Below are 21,251 nucleotides of genomic sequence, written 5' to 3'. Positions count from 1 at the left end.
CTTATAAATACAAAAGCCAAGGAGAAACATCATGCGTTACGCTCACCCCGGTACTGAAGGCGCTATCGTTTCGTTCAAGAGCAAATACGGTAACTACATCGGCGGCGAGTTCGTCGCGCCTGTCAAAGGTCAGTACTTCACCAATACCTCGCCAGTCAATGGCCAACCGATTGCCGAATTCCCGCGTTCCACCGCCGAAGACATCGACAAGGCCCTGGACGCCGCCCACGCGGCCGCCGATGCCTGGGGCGCCACGTCCGCCCAGGCACGCTCGCTGGTGCTGCTGAAAATTGCCGACCGCATCGAACAGAACCTCGAACTGCTGGCAATCACCGAATCCTGGGACAACGGCAAAGCCGTGCGCGAAACCCTCAATGCCGATATTCCGCTGGCCGCCGACCACTTCCGCTACTTCGCCGGTTGCATCCGCGCCCAGGAAGGCAGCGCTGCCGAAATCGACGGCAACACCGTGGCCTATCACATCCATGAACCGCTGGGCGTGGTCGGGCAGATCATCCCCTGGAACTTCCCGATCCTGATGGCCGCCTGGAAACTCGCCCCGGCCCTGGCCGCCGGCAACTGCGTGGTGCTCAAGCCTGCCGAACAAACCCCGCTGGGCATTACCGTGCTGGTCGAGCTGATTGGCGACCTGCTGCCACCGGGCGTACTGAACATTGTGCAAGGTTTCGGTAAAGAAGCCGGCGAAGCCCTGGCGACCAGCAAACGCATCGCCAAAATCGCCTTTACCGGCTCGACCCCGGTCGGCTCGCACATCATGAAATGCGCCGCCGAAAACATCATTCCGTCCACCGTGGAGCTGGGTGGCAAATCGCCGAACATCTTCTTCGAAGACATCATGAAGGCGGAGCCAAGCTTCATCGAAAAAGCCGCCGAAGGCCTGGTGCTGGCGTTCTTCAACCAGGGTGAAGTCTGCACCTGCCCGTCCCGCGCGCTGGTGCAAGAGTCGATCTACGACGAATTCATGCAAGTGGTGATGAAGAAGGTCCTGCAGATCAAACGTGGCGACCCGCTGGACACCGACACCATGGTCGGCGCACAGGCGTCCGAGCAGCAATTCGATAAAATCCTCTCGTACCTTGAAATCGCCAAGGGCGAAGGTGCTGAACTGCTGACCGGCGGCAAAGTGGAAAAACTCGAGGGCACCCTCGCGACCGGGTACTACATCCAGCCGACACTGCTCAAAGGCACCAACAAAATGCGGGTGTTCCAGGAAGAAATCTTCGGCCCGGTCGTGAGCATCACCACCTTCAAGGACGAAGCAGAAGCCCTGGCCATTGCCAACGACACCGAGTTCGGCCTGGGCGCCGGCCTCTGGACTCGCGACATCAACCGCGCCTACCGCATGGGCCGTGCCATCAAGGCCGGTCGTGTGTGGACCAACTGCTACCACCTGTACCCGGCGCACGCCGCGTTCGGCGGTTACAAGAAGTCCGGCGTCGGCCGTGAAACCCACAAAATGATGCTCGATCACTATCAGCAGACCAAAAACCTGCTGGTGAGCTACGACATCAATCCGCTGGGCTTCTTCTAAAACCCGCGGCGACACAGGGATTCTGTGTCGCCTTTCCAGCAGCCATCGCGAGCAAGCTTGCTGGCGATGGCGCCTTCAATGGCACAACACAAAAGGCTGGCCGCTCTGGCACGGGCCTTGCGTGCCCGCATTACACGCAAAAGCCGCTTCCGAAAGTCCAAAAGATCAAACAATAAAAAAGACAGCGAGGACTTATGACTTCTACCACACAGCTCAAACCCACACTCGGCACCCTGCATTTATGGGGCATCGCCGTCGGCCTGGTGATTTCCGGCGAATACTTCGGCTGGAGTTACGGCTGGGGCACCGCAGGCACCCTGGGTTTCCTCGTCACCGCCCTGATGGTGGCGACGATGTACACCTGCTTCATCTTCAGTTTCACCGAATTGACCACCGCCATTCCCCACGCGGGCGGGCCGTTTGCCTACAGCCGGCGAGCCTTTGGCGAGAAAGGTGGTTTGATCGCCGGCATCGCCACCCTGATCGAATTCGTCTTTGCGCCCCCGGCGATCGCCATGGCCATCGGCGCCTACCTCAATGTGCAATACCCGGAACTGGACCCGAAAATCGCGGCGGTAGGCGCCTATTTCGTGTTCATGACCCTGAATATCCTCGGCGTCAGCATCGCGGCCACCTTCGAACTGGTGGTCACCGTACTGGCGGTCGCCGAACTACTGGTGTTCATGGGCGTCGTTGCACCAGGGTTCAGCTTCAGTAACTTTGTGCTCAATGGCTGGTCCGGCTCCAATGAGTTCACGATGGCCTCGATTCCCGGCATTTTCGCCGCCATTCCTTTCGCGATCTGGTTTTTTCTCGCCATCGAAGGCGCGGCCATGGCGGCCGAAGAAGCCAAGGACCCGAAACGCACGATCCCCAAGGCCTACGTCAGCGGCATTCTGACCCTGGTGTTCCTGGCCATCGGCGTGATGGTCATGGCCGGCGGCGTCGGCGACTGGCGTCAACTGTCGAACATTAACGATCCGCTGCCCCAGGCCATGAAGGCCGTGGTGGGCAACAATTCGAGCTGGATGCATATGCTGGTGTGGATCGGCCTGTTCGGCCTGGTGGCAAGTTTCCACGGCATCATCCTGGGCTATTCGCGGCAGTTCTTTGCGCTGGCCCGCGCCGGCTACCTGCCTCGCGGCCTGGCCAAACTGTCGCGCTTCCAGACGCCGCACCGGGCGATCCTTGCCGGCGGCGTCATCGGTATCGCGGCAATTTACAGCGACGGCCTGGTGAACCTGCAAGGCATGACCCTGACGGCAGCGATGATCACCATGTCGGTTTTCGGCGCCATCGTGATGTACATCATCAGTATGCTGAGCCTGTTCAAACTGCGTAAAACCGAGCCGAACCTGGAACGCACCTTCCGTGCGCCAGGCTATCCGATCGTGCCGGGTATCGCGCTGTTTCTCGCCGTGGTGTGCCTGGTGGCGATGGCCTGGTTCAACACCCTGATCGGCCTGGTTTTCGTCGGATTCATGGCCGCCGGTTACCTGTATTTCCAGTTGACCGCCAAGCAACGCTCCGAAGCACCGGCGGACGCCATGCTCGAAGGCGTCTGAGTTGCACCGGCGCTGGGCCCTTGGCCTGGCGCCTGCATGATTGAAGTGCATGCACATTCCCTTGTGGGAGCGCACGCTCTCCCACTGGGACTGTTTGTGTTATCAAGACTTGTACAGACCAGAGGACACCGCCCCATGGCCGCATTTGCCCATTCCGTCGGCGCTCAGACCTATCGCTTCGAAAACCTCAAGGAAGTGATGGCCAAGGCCAGTCCGGCGCGTTCCGGGGATTTTCTGGCCGGCGTCGCCGCGCTCAATGACGGCGAACGTGTGGCCGCACAAATGGCTTTGGCCGACATTCCGCTCAGCCATTTCCTACAGGAAGTACTGATTCCTTATGAAGATGATGAAGTCACCCGGCTGATCATCGACACCCACGACATGCATGCCTTCAGCGTGGTCAGTCACCTCACCGTGGGCGGTTTTCGAGACTGGCTGCTCAGCGATGCCGCCGACGAACATGTCCTGCGCGCCCTTGCACCCGGCCTGACGCCGGAAATGGTCGCCTCCGTGTCGAAGATCATGCGCGTGCAGGATCTGGTGCTGGTGGCACAGAAAATCCGTGTGGTCACACAGTTCCGCGGCACCCTGGGCCTGCGCGGCCGGCTCTCCACGCGACTGCAACCGAATCACCCCACGGATGAACCGGCCGGTATCGCCGCGAGCATCCTTGACGGTTTGCTGCATGGCAACGGCGACGCCATGATCGGGATCAACCCGGCCACCGACAGCATCGCCTCGATCTGCGCGATGCTGGAAATGCTCGACGCCATCATTCAACGCTACGAAATCCCGACACAGGCCTGCGTTCTGACGCATGTCACGACGTCGATCGAAGCCGTCAATCGCGGGGTGCCGCTGGACCTGGTGTTCCAGTCGATCGCCGGCACCGAGGCGGCCAACGCCAGTTTCGGCATCAATCTGAATGTATTGAAGGAAGGTTACGACGCCGGATTGAGCCTCAATCGCGGCACCCTCGGGCAAAACCTGATGTATTTCGAAACAGGCCAGGGCAGCGCCCTGTCGGCCAACGCCCACCATGGCGTCGATCAACAGACGTGCGAAACCCGAGCGTATGCCGTGGCACGACATTTCAATCCGTTTCTGGTGAACACCGTCGTAGGATTTATCGGCCCGGAGTACCTCTACAACGGCAAACAGATCATTCGCGCCGGCCTTGAAGATCACTTCTGCGGCAAGCTGCTGGGCGTACCGATGGGCTGTGACATCTGCTACACCAACCACGCCGAAGCCGACCAGGACGACATGGACACCCTGTTGACCCTGCTGGGCGTGGCCGGGATCAACTTCATCATGGGCATCCCCGGCTCCGACGACATCATGCTCAACTACCAGACCACTTCGTTCCACGACGCGCTCTATGCTCGTCAGACCCTGGGCCTGAAGCCCGCGCCGGAGTTCGAACAATGGCTGGCGAAAATGGGCATCTTCACTCAAGCGGACGGCAAGATTCTCTTCGGCAACAGCCTGCCTCCGGCGTTCCGCCAGGCCTTGGCGCAATTGGGATGAGTGTTTCCATGGATAAACCACCCTTCGATCCGCACAACCCATGGCTGGAACTGCGACGCCTGACACCGGCGCGGATCGCCCTGGGCCGCACGGGCACCAGCATGCCCACGCGCGCGCAGCTGGACTTCCAGTATGCCCACGCCCAGGCCCGGGACGCCGTGCATTTGCCGTTTGACCACAAGGCACTGAGCTCGCAATTGGCTGAACGTGGGCGCGAAAGCATCTTGCTGCACAGCGCGGCAATCGATCGCAACAGCTACCTGCAGCGCCCCGATTTGGGGCGAAAGTTGAGCGATGAGTCCGCACAGATCCTGCGCGATTACGCATCAGCCCATCCCGGCGGGGTCGATCTGGCGATCGTGGTCGCCGATGGTTTGTCGGCCCTGGCCGTTCATCGCCACACGTTGCCGTTTCTGGCGCGCCTGGAAGAACAGATGGGGGCCGAAAACTGGTCAATGGCCCCGGTGATTCTGGTGGAACAAGGTCGCGTTGCAGTGGCCGACGAGGTTGGTGAACTGCTCGGCGCCAAAATGACAGTGATCCTGATCGGCGAGCGCCCCGGCCTCAGCTCGCCAGACAGCCTGGGATTGTATTTCACCTACAATCCCAAGGTCGGCCTGACGGACGCCTACCGCAACTGCATCTCTAATGTTCGCCTTGAAGGCCTGAGTTATGGCATGGCGGCACACCGTTTGCTGTATCTGATGCGCGAGGCCTGTCGACGGCAGCTTTCGGGCGTCAATTTAAAGGATGAAGCGCAGGTTCAGACGCTGGAGTCGGACGTTGACGCGGACATCAAAGGTAATTTCCTACTGAGTCCGCCGGATGCCTGAACCGCTTCCGCATTGCACTTTCGGGATGATTTCAGGCAGGATCGAAGCACGGCTGCCAGTGAGTACCTTTTGCCGTCAGAGCACGTGAAGACAGCCACTTGAAGACGAGACCTACCATGCGGATTATTCAAGCGACCCTCGAACACCTGGACCTGCTGACCCCGTTGTTCGTCAAATATCGCGAATTTTATGGCTCCCTGCCGTATCCGGACTCGTCCCGGGCGTTCCTCGAGAAACGCCTGCGTCGCAAGGAGTCAGTGATTTACCTGGCACTGGCCGATGACGACAACAACAAGCTGATGGGTTTCTGTCAGTTATATCCAAGCTTTTCCTCGCTATCGCTCAAACGCGTGTGGATCCTCAACGACATCTATGTCGCCGAGGACGCCCGCCGCCAACTGGTGGCTGACAACCTGATCCGTACCGCGAAGAAAATGGCCAAGGAAACCAATGCCGTGCGCATGCGTGTTTCCACCAGCAGCAACAACCAGGCCGCACAGAAAACCTATGAATCCATCGGGTTCAAGGAAGACACCGAGTTCAAGAACTACGTGTTGCCAATCAGCGAAGAGCTTTGACCCGCGTCAAACCTGCAGGCGCAAGCTTGCTCTCGATTGCGGTGTGTCATTTGGCACCTCCATCGCGAGCAGGTGTGCGCCCGCAAAACAGAGCGCACCCAGCGTCGGCCCGAGTGAAATCCCCCGCTACAATCTCGACGCTCTTTTCACTTCTCAGTCCGTATAATCCCGATCTTTCCGGCTTGTAAGAAAAACTACACCCATCCGTAGTCTTACGCGAAGTCATACGCACAGGCCTGCCGAGTCGGGCCGTTATCACAGGTGCCCTCCATGGATTTCAACCCGATCGATATCGTTCTGCATCTCGACGTCTACCTCGACATGCTCGTAACCAATTACGGGGCCTGGATTTACGCCATTCTGTTTCTGGTGATCTTTTGTGAAACCGGCCTGGTGGTGATGCCTTTCCTGCCAGGCGACTCGCTGCTGTTTATCGCCGGCGCCGTTGCCGCCGGTGGCGGTATGGATCCGGTGCTGCTGGGCGGGCTACTGATGCTGGCGGCGATTCTCGGCGACAGCACCAACTACGTGATCGGACGAACAGCCGGTGAAAAACTGTTCAGCAACCCGAACTCGAAAATCTTCCGCCGCGACTATCTGCAACAAACCCATGACTTCTATGACAGGCACGGTGGCAAAACCGTAACCCTGGCGCGCTTCCTGCCCATCATCCGCACCTTTGCACCGTTCGTCGCCGGCGTCGGCAAGATGCCTTACCCGCGCTTTTTCGGATTCAGCGTACTGGGCACGATTTTTTGGGTCGGCGGCCTGGTCACCCTCGGTTACTTCTTCGGTAATGTACCGTTCATCAAGAAAAACCTGTCGCTGCTGGTGGTCGGGATCATCCTGCTGTCACTGCTACCGATGATCATCGGCGTGATTCGCAGCCGCTTCGGCAACTCGAACTCCAAAGCCGAAACACGCTGATTCACGATGTGGTCCCTAAGCGCCTGGCGACGCCAGCGCACCTTGGCCAAACACCCGATTGCCGACGACATGTGGCAACGGGTGCGCCATCAACTGAGTTTTCTGGATGGCATCAGCGCCGCTGAAGACCAGTGGCTGCGTGAAGCCAGCGTGCTGTTCCTGCAAGACAAACACCTGACCGCCCTGCCGGGCGTTGAACTCCATCAGGAGCAACGTCTGCTGCTCGCGGCCCAGGCGCAACTGCCATTGCTGAACCTGGGCGACCTGAACTGGTACCAGGGTTTTCACGAAATCATCCTCTACCCCGACGATTTCCTCAGTCCGCAACGGCATCGCGACGCCAGCGGTGTCGAGCACGAATGGGATGGCGAGCACAGCGGCGAAGCCTGGCAGCAGGGCCCGATCATCCTCGCCTGGCCCGGCGTCATGGCCAGCGGTGGCTGGGAAGGCTACAACCTGGTGATCCACGAGCTGGCGCACAAACTCGACATGCTCAACGGCGATGCCAATGGCCTGCCACCGTTGCATGCCGACATGCGGGTCAGCGACTGGGCGAAAGTCATGCAAGAAGCCTATGACGATCTCGACCGACAACTTGATCGCCATCCTGACGCCGAGACCGCGATAGATCCCTACGCCGCCGAGAACCCGGGCGAATTTTTCGCCGTGACCAGCGAGTACTTCTTCAGTGCTCCGGATTTGCTGCACGAGGCTTATCCACAGGTCTATGAGCAGCTGAAACTGTTCTATCGCCAGGACCCGCTGAGGAGGCTCAAGCAACTTCTCGCCGAGGACCCGGTCTATCAGGCACATGACTAAGGTCTACGACCTCTGGTACATGGCGTCGACACAGGAATATGCCTATAATCGCCGCCACTTTTTGGTCAATCCGGCCAAGTGTTTTTGGTCAACTAACGGGGGCAACGCCCAATGAGCTACAGCAAGATTCCGGCTGGCAAAGACCTGCCGAACGACATCTACGTCGCGATCGAGATCCCGGCCAACCACGCGCCGATCAAGTACGAAATCGACAAAGACAGCGATTGCCTCTTCGTTGACCGTTTCATGGCCACCCCAATGTTCTACCCGGCCAACTACGGTTACATCCCGAACACCCTGGCTGACGACGGTGATCCCCTCGACGTGCTGGTCGTGACCCCTTACCCGGTTGCTCCAGGCTCCGTGATCCGCGCTCGTCCGGTCGGCATCCTGAACATGACCGACGACGGCGGCGGCGATGCCAAAGTCATCGCGGTTCCACACGACAAGCTGTCCCAGCTGTACGTGGACGTGAAGGAATACACCGACCTGCCACCGCTGCTGATTCAGCAGATCGAGCACTTCTTCGCGAACTACAAAGATCTCGAAAAAGGCAAATGGGTGAAAATCGAAGGCTGGGACGGCGCAGACGCCGCCCGTGCCGCGATCACCAAGTCGGTTGCTGCCTATAAAGGCTAAGCGCCGCTGCGAGCTTCAAGAAAAGCCCCGGTGATCCGGGGTTTTTTTTGGGCGCTCGAAAAGCACCACTTAAACGGGTCGTTTAACAGGCTCCGAATTGGTTTTTTCTTGTTTAATTTCACTCAAGAACGTCTTACATCCAGTCTTAAATCTCCCTCGAAATTTGAACGGTTCGTTTATTCAAAGCCTTATGCGCCGCCAGTAGACTCGCGTTTATGAAAAAGAACACTAGCGGCCCGCGCTTTAAAGCGCTCCTTGAAGAAGCGAACATCACGACAACGGGATTTGCCGAGTTTCTGGACGCAGTCCCGCAGAAAGTCCACAACTGGTACACCCGTGGCGTGCCTGCGCACTGCATGGAAGAAGTGGCCAGAAAACTCTCCGTGAACAGTGAATGGCTGAAAACGGGCGAAGGCCCGAAAGACGCCAGACACCTGCGCCTGCTCGACGAAACCGGCCATACATTCGATGCCCAGGCCATCCGCGGCATTTACACCGTCGTCGAGCCCCTTGACGTCGAACTGCCCTTCTACAAAGAAACCGCCACCGCACCTGGCTCCAACAAAACCCACGTCGTCGAAGACCCCGGCCAATCCATCCGATTGCCCCGCAGCCACCTCGATTCCCTGGAAATCAAACATACCGATGCCATCTGTGCCCGCATGATCGGCAACAGCATGGGCGAAAGAATTGAAGACGGCTCCTTCGTGGGCATTGACCGTGGGCTCAAGGACATCATCGATGGCGAGATCTACGCGATCGAACATGACGGCATGCTGCGGATCAAATACCTGCACCGAGTGCCCGGCAACGCCATTCGCATGCGCAGCCACAACAGGATCGAATACCCGGACGAAATCTTCCGGGCCGCGCAGATCGAAGAGCAAAACATTCGGGTATTAGGTTGGGTGTTCTGGTGGTCGACACTGAACAAGCGCCGGCCGGAAGTGCCATTTCTGTGATACCGAGGCGAATTCATCACGCGCAAGCCATGCGCCCGCAGGGACAGGCGAGACCTGCGGGAACGGACTTGCCCGCAAAGACGTCGAGAGAATCACCCTGAGAACCAACCCAGAGCTCTATCTCGCACACCAAGCTGGGAATTTCCTCAAAAAATCAGTATGCTGCGCCCCACATTTGCGCATCCCCCCGCTCCGCGGCGGAGCATCGCACCGACAAGGCAGATGATTTTCTCGCCGAGTCCCACAGCCGGACGCAAGATCCGGGTGTACGTTTTGAAGGCTGGCGCGGTTTACCAAAAATGAACCAAGCCAGTCCCCGAGAAGCCGGCCACAAGCCGGCTTTTTAATTGCCCAAAATAATCCCGTCCCATCCGAGATTCCTGCCGATAGCCTGGCTATCACGGGCGTTTCAGGCGCGTCACTGTCTGATGGCGTTCAACGCCATTTGATCTCGTCCGACGACGTAATGGGACGACAGGGAAACATCAATGGGTCAGCTGAATCCTTCGAAAACCTGACCGAACCCGGCACCGATGACGAGAGCCATGGGCTACGCTTGCTCGTCAAACCTGCCAGGCGTAAATCCTGGCTTCTTCGCTTTCAATTGGCGGGCCGTCGTAGAGAAATGGGCCTGGGCTCATTCGCGGCAAGTGGCTGGCCCTAAAAGAAACTGGAGTTCACCTGATGAGTCATGTGCAGATCCGCCCGGCGACCCTGGAGGACGCCGAGAACATTTTTCAGACCCACAAAGATTCGGTTGAGCGCCTGTGCACGGCTGACTACAGCGCCGAACAGATCGCCATGTGGCTGGACGGGCGTTCGCCACAGACGTACCGGGAGGCGATCGTGGGCGGCAACGTGTGGCTGGCGCAAAACGACGGGATCCAAGGGTTTGTCGAGGTTGACGGGCATGAAGTCAGCAAACTGTTCATACGCGGCAGCGGGGCGCGGCAGGGTATCGGCAGGCTGCTGCTGGAAAAGGCCTTGCAACAGATCCGCGATGCTGGCCACTCCAGGGCTTACCTGGAGGCGACCTTGACCGCAGAAAAGTTCTACCAGCAGTTCGGCTTTCGCAAGATCGGCGAAGGCACGTTTTCCCGAGGCAACAGCCCGGTCTCCATCGAGATCATCAAAATGGAACGGCCTCTCCAGGCTACTTAATCGCTGCCGTTTGGCGCTCGGTGCCGACTACTCGGATAAATGCCCCCCTTGCCAATACTGGCACCCCAAGTGCTAAATCCACCCTTTTCGACCACAACCTCGTTGACCCGACCCCCCTTCTGCGGGACCACTCCGGTTTGAGCTTCGCGGGAACCAAAGACATGGCGCTTCACATCCCGACCTTGCTGGTCGCGTCAGTCTTCGTCTTCGCGTTGATGGGGCTGTTGACCTGTCACGCCTGGTGGCGCGAACCCCGTGAGCGGACCCTGGCTTATCTGGGCGCCATGATGCTGCTGGCTGCGCTGGGTGTGGTGCTGGTCAGTTGGCGGGGTCGGGGGGTCGATTTTGTGCCGATCATCTTCGGCAACGTCGCCCTGTTGTTGAGCGCGGCGATGAACTGGACGGCCATGCGCGTGTTCGTCGGACGCACACCCTCAATGCAGGGGATTCTGGCCGGGGCCGGCCTCTGGCTGACGCTGTGTCTGAGCCCGGTTTTCTATGACGCCATGCCCGTTCGAGTCGTGGTGTATTCCCTGCTGGTCGCCGGTTATGGCGTGCTGACGGCACTGGAGTTCTGGCGCAGCCGTCGCAGCCTTGAAGTCGCGTACATGCCCGCGCTGCTGCTGACGCTGCTGCACACCACTTTCTATGTGGTCCGTAGTGTGATCGACAAAAGCCTGCCGCTGGATCAGGCCTTGTCGGGCGTCGGTGATGGCGTGCGCTTTTTCTCCTTCATGCTGTTCGAGTCCATGCTCTACGTCATTGGCATTGCCTATGTGGCGCTGGCCATGGTCAAGGAGCGCGCCGAACTCAAGCTCAAGGCCGCCGCTTTCTGTGATCCGTTGACCGGAATCGGCAACCGTCGCGCGTTCATGGCTAACGGGGAACGCTTGCTGGCGGACAGCAATCGCCACAAGGAACCCGCCGCTCTGCTGCTATGCGACCTGGATCACTTCAAGCGCCTGAACGACAGCTTTGGTCACCCGGTGGGGGACCAGGCCTTGATCGCATTCAGTCGGATTCTGGCGGAGAACCTGCGCAAGCAGGATGTGTTCGGTCGTATCGGTGGCGAAGAGTTTGCCTGCCTGCTCAAGGAGGCAGGTGAGCAGGAAGCGGTTCAGGTGGCCGAGCGCATTCGCCTGTCCTTTTCACAGCTGTCGATGCTGGAACCGGGGATGCTCAGTGTCAGCATTGGTGTCGTCACCACGCGTGAGTCGGGCTACGATCTTTTCGGCCTGCTTTCACAAGCGGATGAAGCGCTATACGGGGCAAAGGATCGGGGACGTAACCGCGTTCAGACCCTGCGCAAGATGTACTTGAGCCTCACGGATAACTGAACCCCTTCACCAGCGTCAACTCCCCCACCGCCCGCATCGGCACCAGAAACGTCTCGATCTTCTCGCTCGGCGTCCCCTCCTCGGTAATCACGGTGACCTGCGCGGTGGTCAGCGCTTGAACCGCCTCTTCCTGCCCCTCTTCGTCAATGCGATAGCCACCGCCGAAGTAATTCACGTACACCAGATACTGCCCCTTGATCGGCGCAGGCATGGCGAAGATTTCCGGACCGTAGCCTGTGGTGACGTCGACATCGAGTGCTGCGCCATTGGGGGCGACGCGGTCGCCGTACCAGATGTGCGCACCGTCGGGGGTGATCAGGTGCAGGTCGAGGTCGGTGTTATCGCTGTCCCATGACAGCAGAACGCGCAATTTGGCCGGTGTTGCTCCACCGCTGGCATTCAAGAACTGAACACGACGGCGTTGCTGGCCGTCAGGACTACGGACCTCGACACTGTTGCTGCCGTTGGGAAACGAGAACGGGCGATCAAAGCGGCCCGCCGGATCGATTTTCAGCGGCATGCTGACACCGTTCACAATCAACCGGCCGGGCTCCGCCGACTTGGGCGTGGCTTTGATCTGTCCGGCGATGCGCGCGGTGTTGGCCTGGCCTGCCGGTGTGTTCACCGAGGAGGCCGGGTAGTTGACGGTCTGACGGAAGTTCTCCCCCTCGCCTTCCGCCGCACCTGTGCGCCAACCGCCTGCGGGGGTGTCGAGCTTGACGCTATCGGCAGCCTGGGTCGGCGATAACACGGCCGACGCGAAGAGCAACAGCAAGACCTGTGGATAACGGAGTGTCATGGTCTATTCCAGCAAAAGATGACGGGCGAGCCCTTCGATGTAGGTTTCATCCTGGCCGTTGGGGTGTGCCTCAAAGGCCAGGTGCAGGTATTCATGAGTCAGGTCGAGACGGTCTTGCAGCGAGAGCACGCCGCGCACATAGATGCGCTGGCGTTCGCGGTCGACGTAGGGGCGGCCAAAAGTCAGGCGGCAGACGGCGAACGTGCTGACTTCGTTGTAGCCGGTTTCGCTTTCCAGCCGTGGGCGCCAGCCGCGACGCTGCTTTTGCAGCCAGTCTTGCGCGGCGGGCAGCGCTTCGCAGGAGGCGACGGGATTGTCCCAGCGGCTGAGGCTGGCGCGTGGGTAAGCGTGCAGCAGGATGGCGTCGTAGCGTTGGCCGGCATTGGCTTGTTCGACGGCGTGCTGCCAGGACAGTTTGTCCGGGCCGGGTTGATCGGAATGGTAGGTCACGGTGCTGCCGGCCAGTACCAGATCACGGGTCCAGGCGGCGATATCGCGCGCTTCGGCGCTGGCCGGACGCGGTGCGACCCGTTGGCGCTGGCTGCTGTCGTCGATGCTCAGGCAGTCGCCGTGGCGCGTGGCGTTTTGCAGCAGGTAGGTGCGAATGGCCACGGCCAGGGCTTTGGCCGCTTCGGCGGGTTCAGCGCTGGCCTCGCGCTGCAGCACGCGCGCGACGTATTCTTCGCGATCCAGCCGAGCCACCAGTGTGTCGTTCAGTAAAAACAGTTCACCATCGCTGTGGATATCGAGCTGATTGCCGCTGGCGAACTCTACGCGGTAGTCGCCCTGTAAAGGTCCGGACGCTGCCACGCGACCTCCCGACAGTACGCGTTTCAGTGGATAACGAGAGAACAGACTGACCTCCACGCACGTTCCGCTCTCGGCCGCGCCTGATGGCGGGAGCACCGTCGCCAACGCCGGACCATATTCACGCAAGACTCGCTGACTGGTCCCGCGCCCACCGGCCCAGATCGGCGTACCGTCCACCGTCCAACCGGCAAAACCGCCCTGGCGCGACGCCGGATCCCGATCCCCCAGCCAGCTCCAGGTTTTCACCCGCAACCGGCCGCCGAGCTCGCCGACCACATTGCCGTCTGCGGCATTGAGCACCACATCGAGCAACACCCGGCGCGCCTGATCCTGGGCCGGCAGCAGCGCCAACGTGCGTAACAACTGAGCCACCGGGACCCGAGTGGCGGGCTGCAACGACGGTAAGCTCAGCAACCATTCCGGCGCCTGTCGCGTCTGCCAATAGACTCGCCAATCGGCGCTGGAAATGCCCAGACGCGCCGGTTCGAAATACAATCCGCAGGATTTGACCAGCGCCTGATCACGCTCGATCTTGCCGCCCGCCGTGCAGCAATAGACTTCCTCCTTCGACTGCCCGCGACATTCATAAGCCGCCTCGCGGGCGCCGGTGTCCACCAGCCAGGCATAGACAAACAACTTCCACACACTGCCCAGCGGGGTCTGCAAGGTCTCGGGCAACGGCTCGCGCGACAGCAACTGAGTCCGGCTCAAGGACAGCAAATCGCCCTTGAACGCCAGATGCAGCGGTTCGTCCTGCGCCGTGGCCAGCGCAGGAAGCAAACACAACAGCCAGCAGACCAGAAGCCGTGGCATGTCAGTGGACCGTGACCTGACCGAGCGCCGGTTTCTGCTCTTGAGCCTGATGCTGTGGCGCATACACCTGAGTGAAGCGCGCCGGCGGCAGGTTGAATTGGCCTTTCTGCGAGAAACGCACCAGATGACGCAGGCGCAGTTCGCCGCTCAGCGCATCGACCGGCACGGCATAGGCCAGTTGTCCCGGTTCGAAACGGGCCTTTTCCAGTGCCGTCGGCTCGGTGCCGGCCTTGCCCATCAACTTGATGCCCCAGGTGGTGCGCTCAACATCGGCGCCCGGTGGCAACGGCACTTCGAGCATGCCGTAGCGCAGCGGTTTGGCAGCTTTGCTGGTGAGGATCACTTCGTCCAGGTACAGGTTGTCACTGGACAACGGCGCGTTGCCGACCGCTTCCAGTTTGAAGGTGAACGCTTCATCCCCCGGCACCAATCGCGACAGACGACGGGTGATGGTCACGGCCATCGGATCGACGGTCGGTTGCTGGCTCTGGAAGCTCAATGCGGCCCGCAATGGGCGCTCCTGAGTGCCGCTTAACGACAACACCGTTGGTACCGGCGTAGTCCCCTGCCACGTCCAATACACCTCACCGGTATCACCGTATTTTTTCTTCCAGCCTTCACCCGGCGCCAAGGCGATGGTGGGTGACGCCTGTTCGATACTGCGCTGCAGCCAGGTCAGCGCCAAGGCACGTTCCAGCGTCGACTGCTGTGGCAGCAAACGCTGCAGCAACACTTGCGCGCGGGCCTGATCGAAGGCTTGCAGTGACAGGGTCAGGGCTTCGGCAAACGGCTGGGAACTGACGGCCAGGCGCTGCTGTGCATCCGCCAGTTGTCGGTTGAAAGCGTCGGGCACGGTGACCTTCGATTGCTTGGCCAAAGACGCTGTCAACGCCCGGGCCGCGGCCAGACCCAGCGCCGAATCCGGATCACTCATGACGATGCTGTCTTCGCCATCGTCCATCAGGTTCGCGGCATTGCCCTCGCCCGCTTTTGCCAGATCCTCCATCAATCCACTGAGCAAGGTGTTCACCGGCAATTGCATCTGTTTGGCGAACGACAGAATCAGCGCTCGCTGCAACAGCGGCGTGTTCTTCGCCTGTTTCGAATAGACCTCCAATACCCGTTGCCAGTGCTCTGGCGGCAGGCTCAGTTCCAGCACTTTGCTGGCGTGCCAGTCGGCGTAATAAGCGTAGGCGGTCAGGAACGCGTCCGGCTCGCCGTCCATGCCCCACCAGGTGAAACTCGCCGACGGCCCGGCCATTTGCACCAGACGCAAGCGGCTGTTCTGCATGATCAGGCGCAAGCGGTCGCGGACCTGCGGGTTCGACGACAGGCTCGGATAGGCAATGCTCAGAGGCAGCAAGCGACTGGCGGTTTGTTCGACGCCGCCATAGGGGTAGCTCAGCAGATCGTCCAGCGCCGAGCGGAACAGCGCTTGCGGGCTGTCATCCAGACGCAGGCGAACATGGGTGGCGTCCGCCGGCAGTGTCAGCGGCGTATCGCCGACAGTCACGTCCAGGCTTTGGCTCTGCGTGACCTGCCAACCTTCGCCGGTGGCGGCCAGGCGCACGGCCAAGGCATCAGCGGTTTTGCCATCCTGCACCAGCTCAGCGGTCCACTCGCCACTGGCCAACGAGAACGCCGGCAACGCGATGTAGTTAATGCCGTTGCTCAGCGTCACGGGCACACGCTGCTCGTTGCCCGCGTAATGAATCACCAGTTCGGCCTTGACCGGTTTTTCTGCCTGGCTGAACGCGAACACGCCGAGATCCGGCTTATCGCCCGTGCGGAATGTGCTCGGTCCGCTCCACTTCAGGTACAGCGGTTTCTCCGAGCGCACGAACTGCTTCTTCTGCCCGACCTGACCGTCATCGGCGATGGCCCGGGCGGTGATGCGCCAGCGGGTCAGCGAGTCCGGCATCTTGAAGGTGAAGCGGGCCTTGCCACTGGCGTCGGTCACCAGCTCCGGTTGCCACGCGGCGGTGTCGACGTCTTCACGACGCGGTCGCTCCAGCACCTTCACACCGCGCTCGCTGCGGTTGGCCTTGCCCGGTGCACCAGGGCTGCCCGGCAGCGCCACGTCGTAGCTGATGAACGACAGGCTGGCGCTGGTGCGCACGTTGTTACGCCGCGGGTGGTAGAAGAACTGGTCGATGCTAGGCGCCACCTCCGGCTGCAGCGCATAGACCATTTCGTCGACCACGCTGACCGTCAGGTGCGCCGGGATCGGCTTGCCGGCGAACTGGGTGGTCAGGTCCACCGACACGGTATCGCCGGGTTGATAGGTGTCTTTATCGGTGGCGATGGCCACGTCTATCTGCGGCGCAATCACCTTGATGCCGGCGTTCTGGAAACTGTACTGGCCGCCCTTGGTGTACAGCACCGAGAAGGTCAGGTTCGGCGCGAAGTTGTCCTTCACCGCAATGCGCGCGCGGTATTGAGTGTCGCTGAGTTTTTCCATCTTCAGCCAGTCACCGCCCCTGGACAGCAACGCCGTCGCCTCGACCTTGTCGCGTTCCAGCGACAGTAATGCGTCGCTGATCGGCTCGGGGAAGGTGATCAGTGCCAGCGCTTCGTCGCCGGCCTTGTACTGCGGTTTGTCGAGGACGATTTCAACGGTGCCCGGCACCGCTTTGACACCCTCGCCGGTGACCGAATGACCCGTAGCGCCGAGGGTTCGGCCGTGGTCATCCCGGAGTGTCAGGTTGTAGGTGCCAGGGCGCTCGAACGCCAGGCTGAACCCCTTGTCGGTGGCCGCCAGTTTGCCTTCGCCGGTGCTCTGGTCCTCCAGGCGCACCCAGCCATAACTGCTCGGCGTGACCGACTGGCGCTGCTCGCTTTCATTGGCGTAGCTGAAGGCCACCTTGTCGCCCACCGCACTGAACCGTTGCGGCGCGCTCAAGCGGAAATTTGCCGCACCGCGATCAATGAGAATTTCCTTGGTGGTCTTGACCCGGTACGCCGCGCCATCACTAGCGAACACGGTGAGCATGTAGCGGCTCGGTTTCTCCGCGGCCGGCAGCTCGAGGGTGGCGTTGCCCTTGGCGTCGGTGGTCAGTTCGGTGCTGGTCAGCTCCACCGGGAATTGCCCGAGGTATTGCAGCTCGTTGTCGACCATCGACAGCTGCTGAGCGCGCAGGCTCAGGCTCAATTTGGCATTGGCCACCGGTTTGCCGTCGGGATACAGCAGCACCAGGCTGCCCTTGACCGCTTCGCCGGTGCGGTAGTCCTGTTTGGCCAGGTTCAGTGAAATCTCGAAGTGCGGCTTGATGTACTCGGCGACCCGGAAGGCGCTGCTGTAGGCCTGATCCTTGTAATTGAAACGCAGCTCATAACCACCGGCCACGGCGTTGTCAGGCAACTGGAAACGGCCTTGGGTGCCGGCCTTGGTATCGAGTTTCAAGTCCAGGGTTTGCAACGCCGTTCCCGTCGCATCCAGCACCGTCACATTGACTTCAGCGGCACTCGGTTGCACCGAATCCCGGGCGTTCTTGAACTCGCGCCCGACGATTTTCAGCGACACCCAGTCCCCCGGCCGGTACAGCGGCCGGTCGGTGAACGCGTAGAGTTTGGTGTCGTAGATTTCACTGTCGTAGTAGAAGTTTTCCGAGACGAAAACCCCGCCCTCTTCGTCTTCGCCTATCACGAACGAACGCTCGGGGCTGACGTGCTTCAGACGCAGCAGACCATCGGCGTCAGTGGCGCCGCTGCTCATCACGCCGAGGCCGTCGGTCCATAGCACATTGACCTTGGGCACCGAACTGCCTTCGTGTTTGCGCGCAGCCCACACGAGCAACTCATCGCCAGCGATCTTGCTCACGGCCACGGTGTTGGAGACGAAGACCATGGTCGTCGCGCGGTACTTGCCGATCAGGGCTTCCACCAGATACAGCCCCGGTTTCAGGTTGCCCAAGGGGATATAGACGTTGCCCGGCGCGACGCTGACGAATTCACTGGAGGAGCCAGCGAGGTTCACTCCTTCCGGTGGCTGGATCGGCTTGGCCTGCCACAGCGGGTAGCGAAACTGGCTGACCACTGGCAGCCCCGGAATCAACGCGAATTGCGGCTGAGCGTCGTAGGGCGTGGGCGCGGCCATGGCGTTGCCCATCTTCAGTTCCGGCACTTCTTCGGTGACGTGTTTACGCGACTCGTAGGAAAACGCTCGCTGCATTACCCGGCGGGACTTGCGGTACCAGCTATCCCACAGGTACGCCAAGGTGTTGGACAGTCCTTCGCCCTTGAACTGGCCGTCGCTGACCACCCGGTGCAGGTTCTTCTGGCGCTTGAGGAAATCCAGCGGCTTGTCGATGCGATACACGCGGATGTCGGCGCCGCCGTAGGGTTCCATGCGGAACCGGCGATAGTCGCGACCCGGTGCTTCGAGACGCACCATCGCCTGTTCGTCACTGGCGAAACTGCTGTCCGCCAGCAGAAAGAAACTCTCACCGGCCACCGGCGTATAGCCACTCGGCTCGACGGTGTCTTCGGCATTCACCCGCGAAAAAGGCAGCATCAAGACCAACAGCAGGGGCAGAAAACGCAACATGCGGGCACCGATCATTGGGAGAGAAAATTCAGTCGATAAACGCCGATGAAGTTGGGGTTGGCTGCATCGGGTATCCATCGGGTGTCCTTCCATGTCATGAGTTGTTGCAGGCTTGCGGAGCGCATGCCGTTGTCAGTGGGTGTGGTGGTGCCGGTGTGGTAAGCGATGTAGCGGCCCATCCAGATCATCAGGTGCTGGTCGTCACCCTGATCGAAAAACATCAGGTCGCCGGGACGCGCCTGGGCCACATCACGGCCGACCAGATGGCTGTTGAACTGAATCAGCTTGATCGCATTGACGTACGGTCCGACCTTGCCGCCGCCCTGCTGCCACTGCTGGGCGAGGCCGCGCTGGGCGTCGCTCAGTTGCAGTTCCGGCGGCAGGTAGCGGTTGGACAGGCCGTTGCTGCGCAGCCATTTGTCGTCATGCACCTTCAGCGCTTCGTTGGCGGCGAAGCGCACCAGCCCGGCGCAATCCTGCTGATACCAGCGCGGGCTCGGGCCCTGGCTCAGTTGCTCCTGGGCGATGCGCACGAACCAGGCGCGGAACACCTGGGATTGCTGCGGGTCGAGCGCCGGGGTTTCGACGGCCCGGGCACCCGCGCTCAGCAACAGCGCAAGCAGGCCAAGGCTTCGGATCAGTCCGGTCACAGAGCTTTCCATTCCAGTGGCAGCCATTGCCAGTGGCCGTCGGGTTCGCTGCCTTCAGGCAAGGTCAGGGCGTACTTGCCGTAACCGCCGAGCTTGCGCAGTTTCGGGATCAGGTAGGTTTGCGCGGCGTTGTAGAACACCGGCTCCATGTCCTGGGGCAGGCTGTCGAGGGTTTCCTGCTGCATCAGTTGGGCCATCGCATCCGGACCGAAATAGACCGGCATCAGCAGGTCTTTCGGCACTACGTCGGCCATCGGCGGGAAGCGTTTGTCGAGGGTGCCGAGCGCCTTGTCCACCAGTTTGTCGTCGAGGGAGAACAGCAGCGTCGAACCGTGACGCGCCAGGCTGACGCGCATGAACGCCTTGCCGGTGATCGCCTCCGGGTCCTCGGCGTCCTTCGCCGCGTACGGACCGAAGTTGGAGCTGACCTGACGCTGCCACTGATGGCTCTGGCCCTCCTGCTTTTCGACCACCGGGAACGCGTGATCATCAACCTTGCCTTCGTAGGCACCGACCATCGAGCCGAACAGTTTGCCCAGATCACCGTCGAGTCGGGCGCTGTCCTTATCGCTCAGGCCGGCCACCAGCAGCGGCGTGTACAGGCGCGAATCGGCGTACCAGCACAGGCCCGCGGCACCGGCCATGTGTTCGGTCAAGGCCTGTGCCACCTTCTCCTCGGCACCGAGCTTAACCAACAGCGGTTTCTGTTGTGCGGCGGCGAGTGGCAAGGCCACACAGGCGCTGGCGCCCATGGGCATGGCTTGCCAGATCGGCTTGAAATCGAAGCCCGGCTGGTCGTCCAGTTCATCCATGGCGAGGAAGCTGTGCCAGCCCTTGTCGTCCATGTCGAAGCGCAGCCCGGCGAAGTTGGGGATGAAGCGCTGGTAACCCATCGCCAGCACACTGGCGTTGACCGACAGGCGTTGCTTCACTTCAGGCGCGCGCGGCGGCAGGCCGAATGCTTCGGGGAACAGTTTGTCACCGTTGAGCAACGCGGCGATGGCGGCTGTCGAGACACTGCCGGGCTCCTCGGCCTGGCCACTTTGCGGGTCGTAGAGTTTCGACGGATTGGACAGCACCACCAGTTTGTCGCCATGGGAGGCAAACAGCAGCGCCTTGCTGGCGTTGTAGGTGAGCTGATAGAGCGCCACATCGTCGTTGCCGACTTTCACATCGGCGATTTTGCTCAGCTGTGAATCATCCAGCGCGACCTTCGCCAGCGGCTCGAGCACCTTGGCCAGTCCGCCGCGATCCATCACCAGCAGGAAATCCTTGAGCCGACCATCCGCCCCACGCCACAGCGCCACGTCGGCGGGTTGATCGAAGAGCTGCTCGATCAGGCTGTCCTGCAACTTCAGGTCATGCTCGTAAATGATCCGCCGCAGACTGCCGATCAGTCCGAGACGATCCGCGTGAGTTTCGTAATAGAAGACGAAATCTTCGGTGAGTGTTTCCTTGAGGAACGGCACCGCCAACAGATCCTTGGGCAATTGGCTCAAGGAACGGGTTTCCAGCAGGCCATCCGGCCGGCTCATGCCCAGCTTGTCGCTGGCCAATACGGGCGCAGGGGTCTTGGGTTTGTGCAGGAACCACCCCACCCCGCCCGCCACCACGGCTACCAGGCCTAACCCAAGCAATAGCGCCGGCCAGCGCCGGGAAGGTTTGGCGGCCGCTGAATCGGCGGCAGGGGACACGATGTTTTCACTCATTTCACAAAACCCAATTCATCC

16 protein-coding genes and 1 pseudogene are annotated in these 21,251 nt (G+C 60.7%); 12 read left to right on the top strand and 5 right to left on the bottom strand.

Annotated elements, in window-relative coordinates; genetic code table 11:
- The first annotated feature begins 31 nt into the window (after positions 1-31).
- From exaC to AC1Q6D_RS23105, 12 genes and pseudogenes are all read left to right on the top strand, one after another.
- A complete protein-coding gene (exaC, locus tag AC1Q6D_RS23160) occupies positions 32-1,552 on the top strand; it encodes an acetaldehyde dehydrogenase ExaC (protein WP_047533778.1) in 1,521 nt (506 codons plus the stop codon).
- Positions 1,553-1,746: 194 nt separating this feature from the next.
- The gene (gene eat / locus AC1Q6D_RS23155) at positions 1,747-3,117 is read left to right on the top strand and encodes an ethanolamine permease (RefSeq protein WP_090466889.1); all 1,371 of its coding nucleotides are present in this window, start codon (positions 1,747-1,749) and stop codon (positions 3,115-3,117) included.
- A gap of 135 nt (positions 3,118-3,252) precedes the next feature.
- Entirely contained in the window at positions 3,253-4,647 is a 1,395-nt protein-coding gene (locus AC1Q6D_RS23150) for an ethanolamine ammonia-lyase subunit EutB (RefSeq protein WP_103403425.1), read from the top strand.
- A gap of 8 nt (positions 4,648-4,655) precedes the next feature.
- Complete coding sequence (eutC, locus tag AC1Q6D_RS23145; RefSeq protein WP_103403424.1) at positions 4,656-5,480, top strand: ethanolamine ammonia-lyase subunit EutC; 825 nt, start codon at positions 4,656-4,658, stop codon at positions 5,478-5,480.
- 116 nt (positions 5,481-5,596) lie between these two features.
- Positions 5,597-6,058, top strand: a complete 462-nt coding sequence (locus AC1Q6D_RS23140) for a GNAT family N-acetyltransferase (RefSeq protein ID WP_047533786.1) — start codon at positions 5,597-5,599, stop codon at positions 6,056-6,058.
- A gap of 270 nt (positions 6,059-6,328) precedes the next feature.
- A complete protein-coding gene (locus AC1Q6D_RS23135) occupies positions 6,329-6,985 on the top strand; it encodes a DedA family protein (protein WP_103403423.1) in 657 nt (218 codons plus the stop codon).
- A 6-nt stretch (positions 6,986-6,991) separates the two neighbouring features.
- Positions 6,992-7,804, top strand: a complete 813-nt coding sequence (locus AC1Q6D_RS23130) for a M90 family metallopeptidase (RefSeq protein WP_103403422.1) — start codon at positions 6,992-6,994, stop codon at positions 7,802-7,804.
- A gap of 111 nt (positions 7,805-7,915) precedes the next feature.
- Positions 7,916-8,443 (top strand): inorganic diphosphatase, encoded by a 528-nt coding sequence (gene ppa / locus AC1Q6D_RS23125; RefSeq protein ID WP_003228599.1) that lies wholly within the window; start codon positions 7,916-7,918, stop codon positions 8,441-8,443.
- A 215-nt stretch (positions 8,444-8,658) separates the two neighbouring features.
- A complete protein-coding gene (locus AC1Q6D_RS23120; protein ID WP_047533792.1) occupies positions 8,659-9,405 on the top strand; it encodes a S24 family peptidase in 747 nt (248 codons plus the stop codon).
- A 466-nt stretch (positions 9,406-9,871) separates the two neighbouring features.
- Positions 9,872-10,048, top strand: a pseudogene (locus AC1Q6D_RS23115) (Arm DNA-binding domain-containing protein); the annotation flags it as partial.
- A gap of 41 nt (positions 10,049-10,089) precedes the next feature.
- Positions 10,090-10,566 (top strand): GNAT family N-acetyltransferase, encoded by a 477-nt coding sequence (locus AC1Q6D_RS23110; RefSeq protein ID WP_103403421.1) that lies wholly within the window; start codon positions 10,090-10,092, stop codon positions 10,564-10,566.
- A gap of 161 nt (positions 10,567-10,727) precedes the next feature.
- Positions 10,728-11,903, top strand: coding sequence for a GGDEF domain-containing protein (locus AC1Q6D_RS23105; protein WP_103403420.1), 1,176 nt, complete (start codon positions 10,728-10,730; stop codon positions 11,901-11,903).
- Here the strand turns inward: AC1Q6D_RS23105 and AC1Q6D_RS23100 are convergent.
- Genes AC1Q6D_RS23100 through AC1Q6D_RS23080 form a run of 5 tightly spaced genes read right to left on the bottom strand, consistent with a single transcriptional unit; the run spans position 11,890 to position 21,230 of the window.
- Entirely contained in the window at positions 11,890-12,702 is an 813-nt protein-coding gene (locus AC1Q6D_RS23100; protein ID WP_103403419.1) for a YfaP family protein, read from the bottom strand. The genes AC1Q6D_RS23105 and AC1Q6D_RS23100 overlap by 14 nt on opposite strands.
- A 3-nt stretch (positions 12,703-12,705) precedes the next feature.
- On the bottom strand, positions 12,706-14,325 hold the full coding sequence (locus AC1Q6D_RS23095) for a DUF2300 domain-containing protein (protein ID WP_103403418.1): 1,620 nt from the start codon (positions 14,323-14,325) through the stop codon (positions 12,706-12,708).
- A gap of 1 nt (position 14,326) precedes the next feature.
- Positions 14,327-18,886, bottom strand: a complete 4,560-nt coding sequence (locus AC1Q6D_RS23090) for an alpha-2-macroglobulin family protein (protein ID WP_207291489.1) — start codon at positions 18,884-18,886, stop codon at positions 14,327-14,329.
- Complete coding sequence (locus tag AC1Q6D_RS23085) at positions 18,883-19,533, bottom strand: DUF1175 domain-containing protein (RefSeq protein ID WP_103403416.1); 651 nt, start codon at positions 19,531-19,533, stop codon at positions 18,883-18,885. The genes AC1Q6D_RS23090 and AC1Q6D_RS23085 overlap by 4 nt, the downstream gene beginning before the upstream one ends.
- Complete coding sequence (locus AC1Q6D_RS23080; RefSeq protein ID WP_103403415.1) at positions 19,518-21,230, bottom strand: DUF2138 domain-containing protein; 1,713 nt, start codon at positions 21,228-21,230, stop codon at positions 19,518-19,520. The genes AC1Q6D_RS23085 and AC1Q6D_RS23080 overlap by 16 nt, the downstream gene beginning before the upstream one ends.
- Positions 21,231-21,251 lie beyond the last annotated feature (21 nt).

Source organism: Pseudomonas sp. MT92, assembly GCF_058792515.1.
Note: the sequence above shows the minus strand (reverse complement) of the source record. Positions and strands in the feature narration are given on the sequence as shown.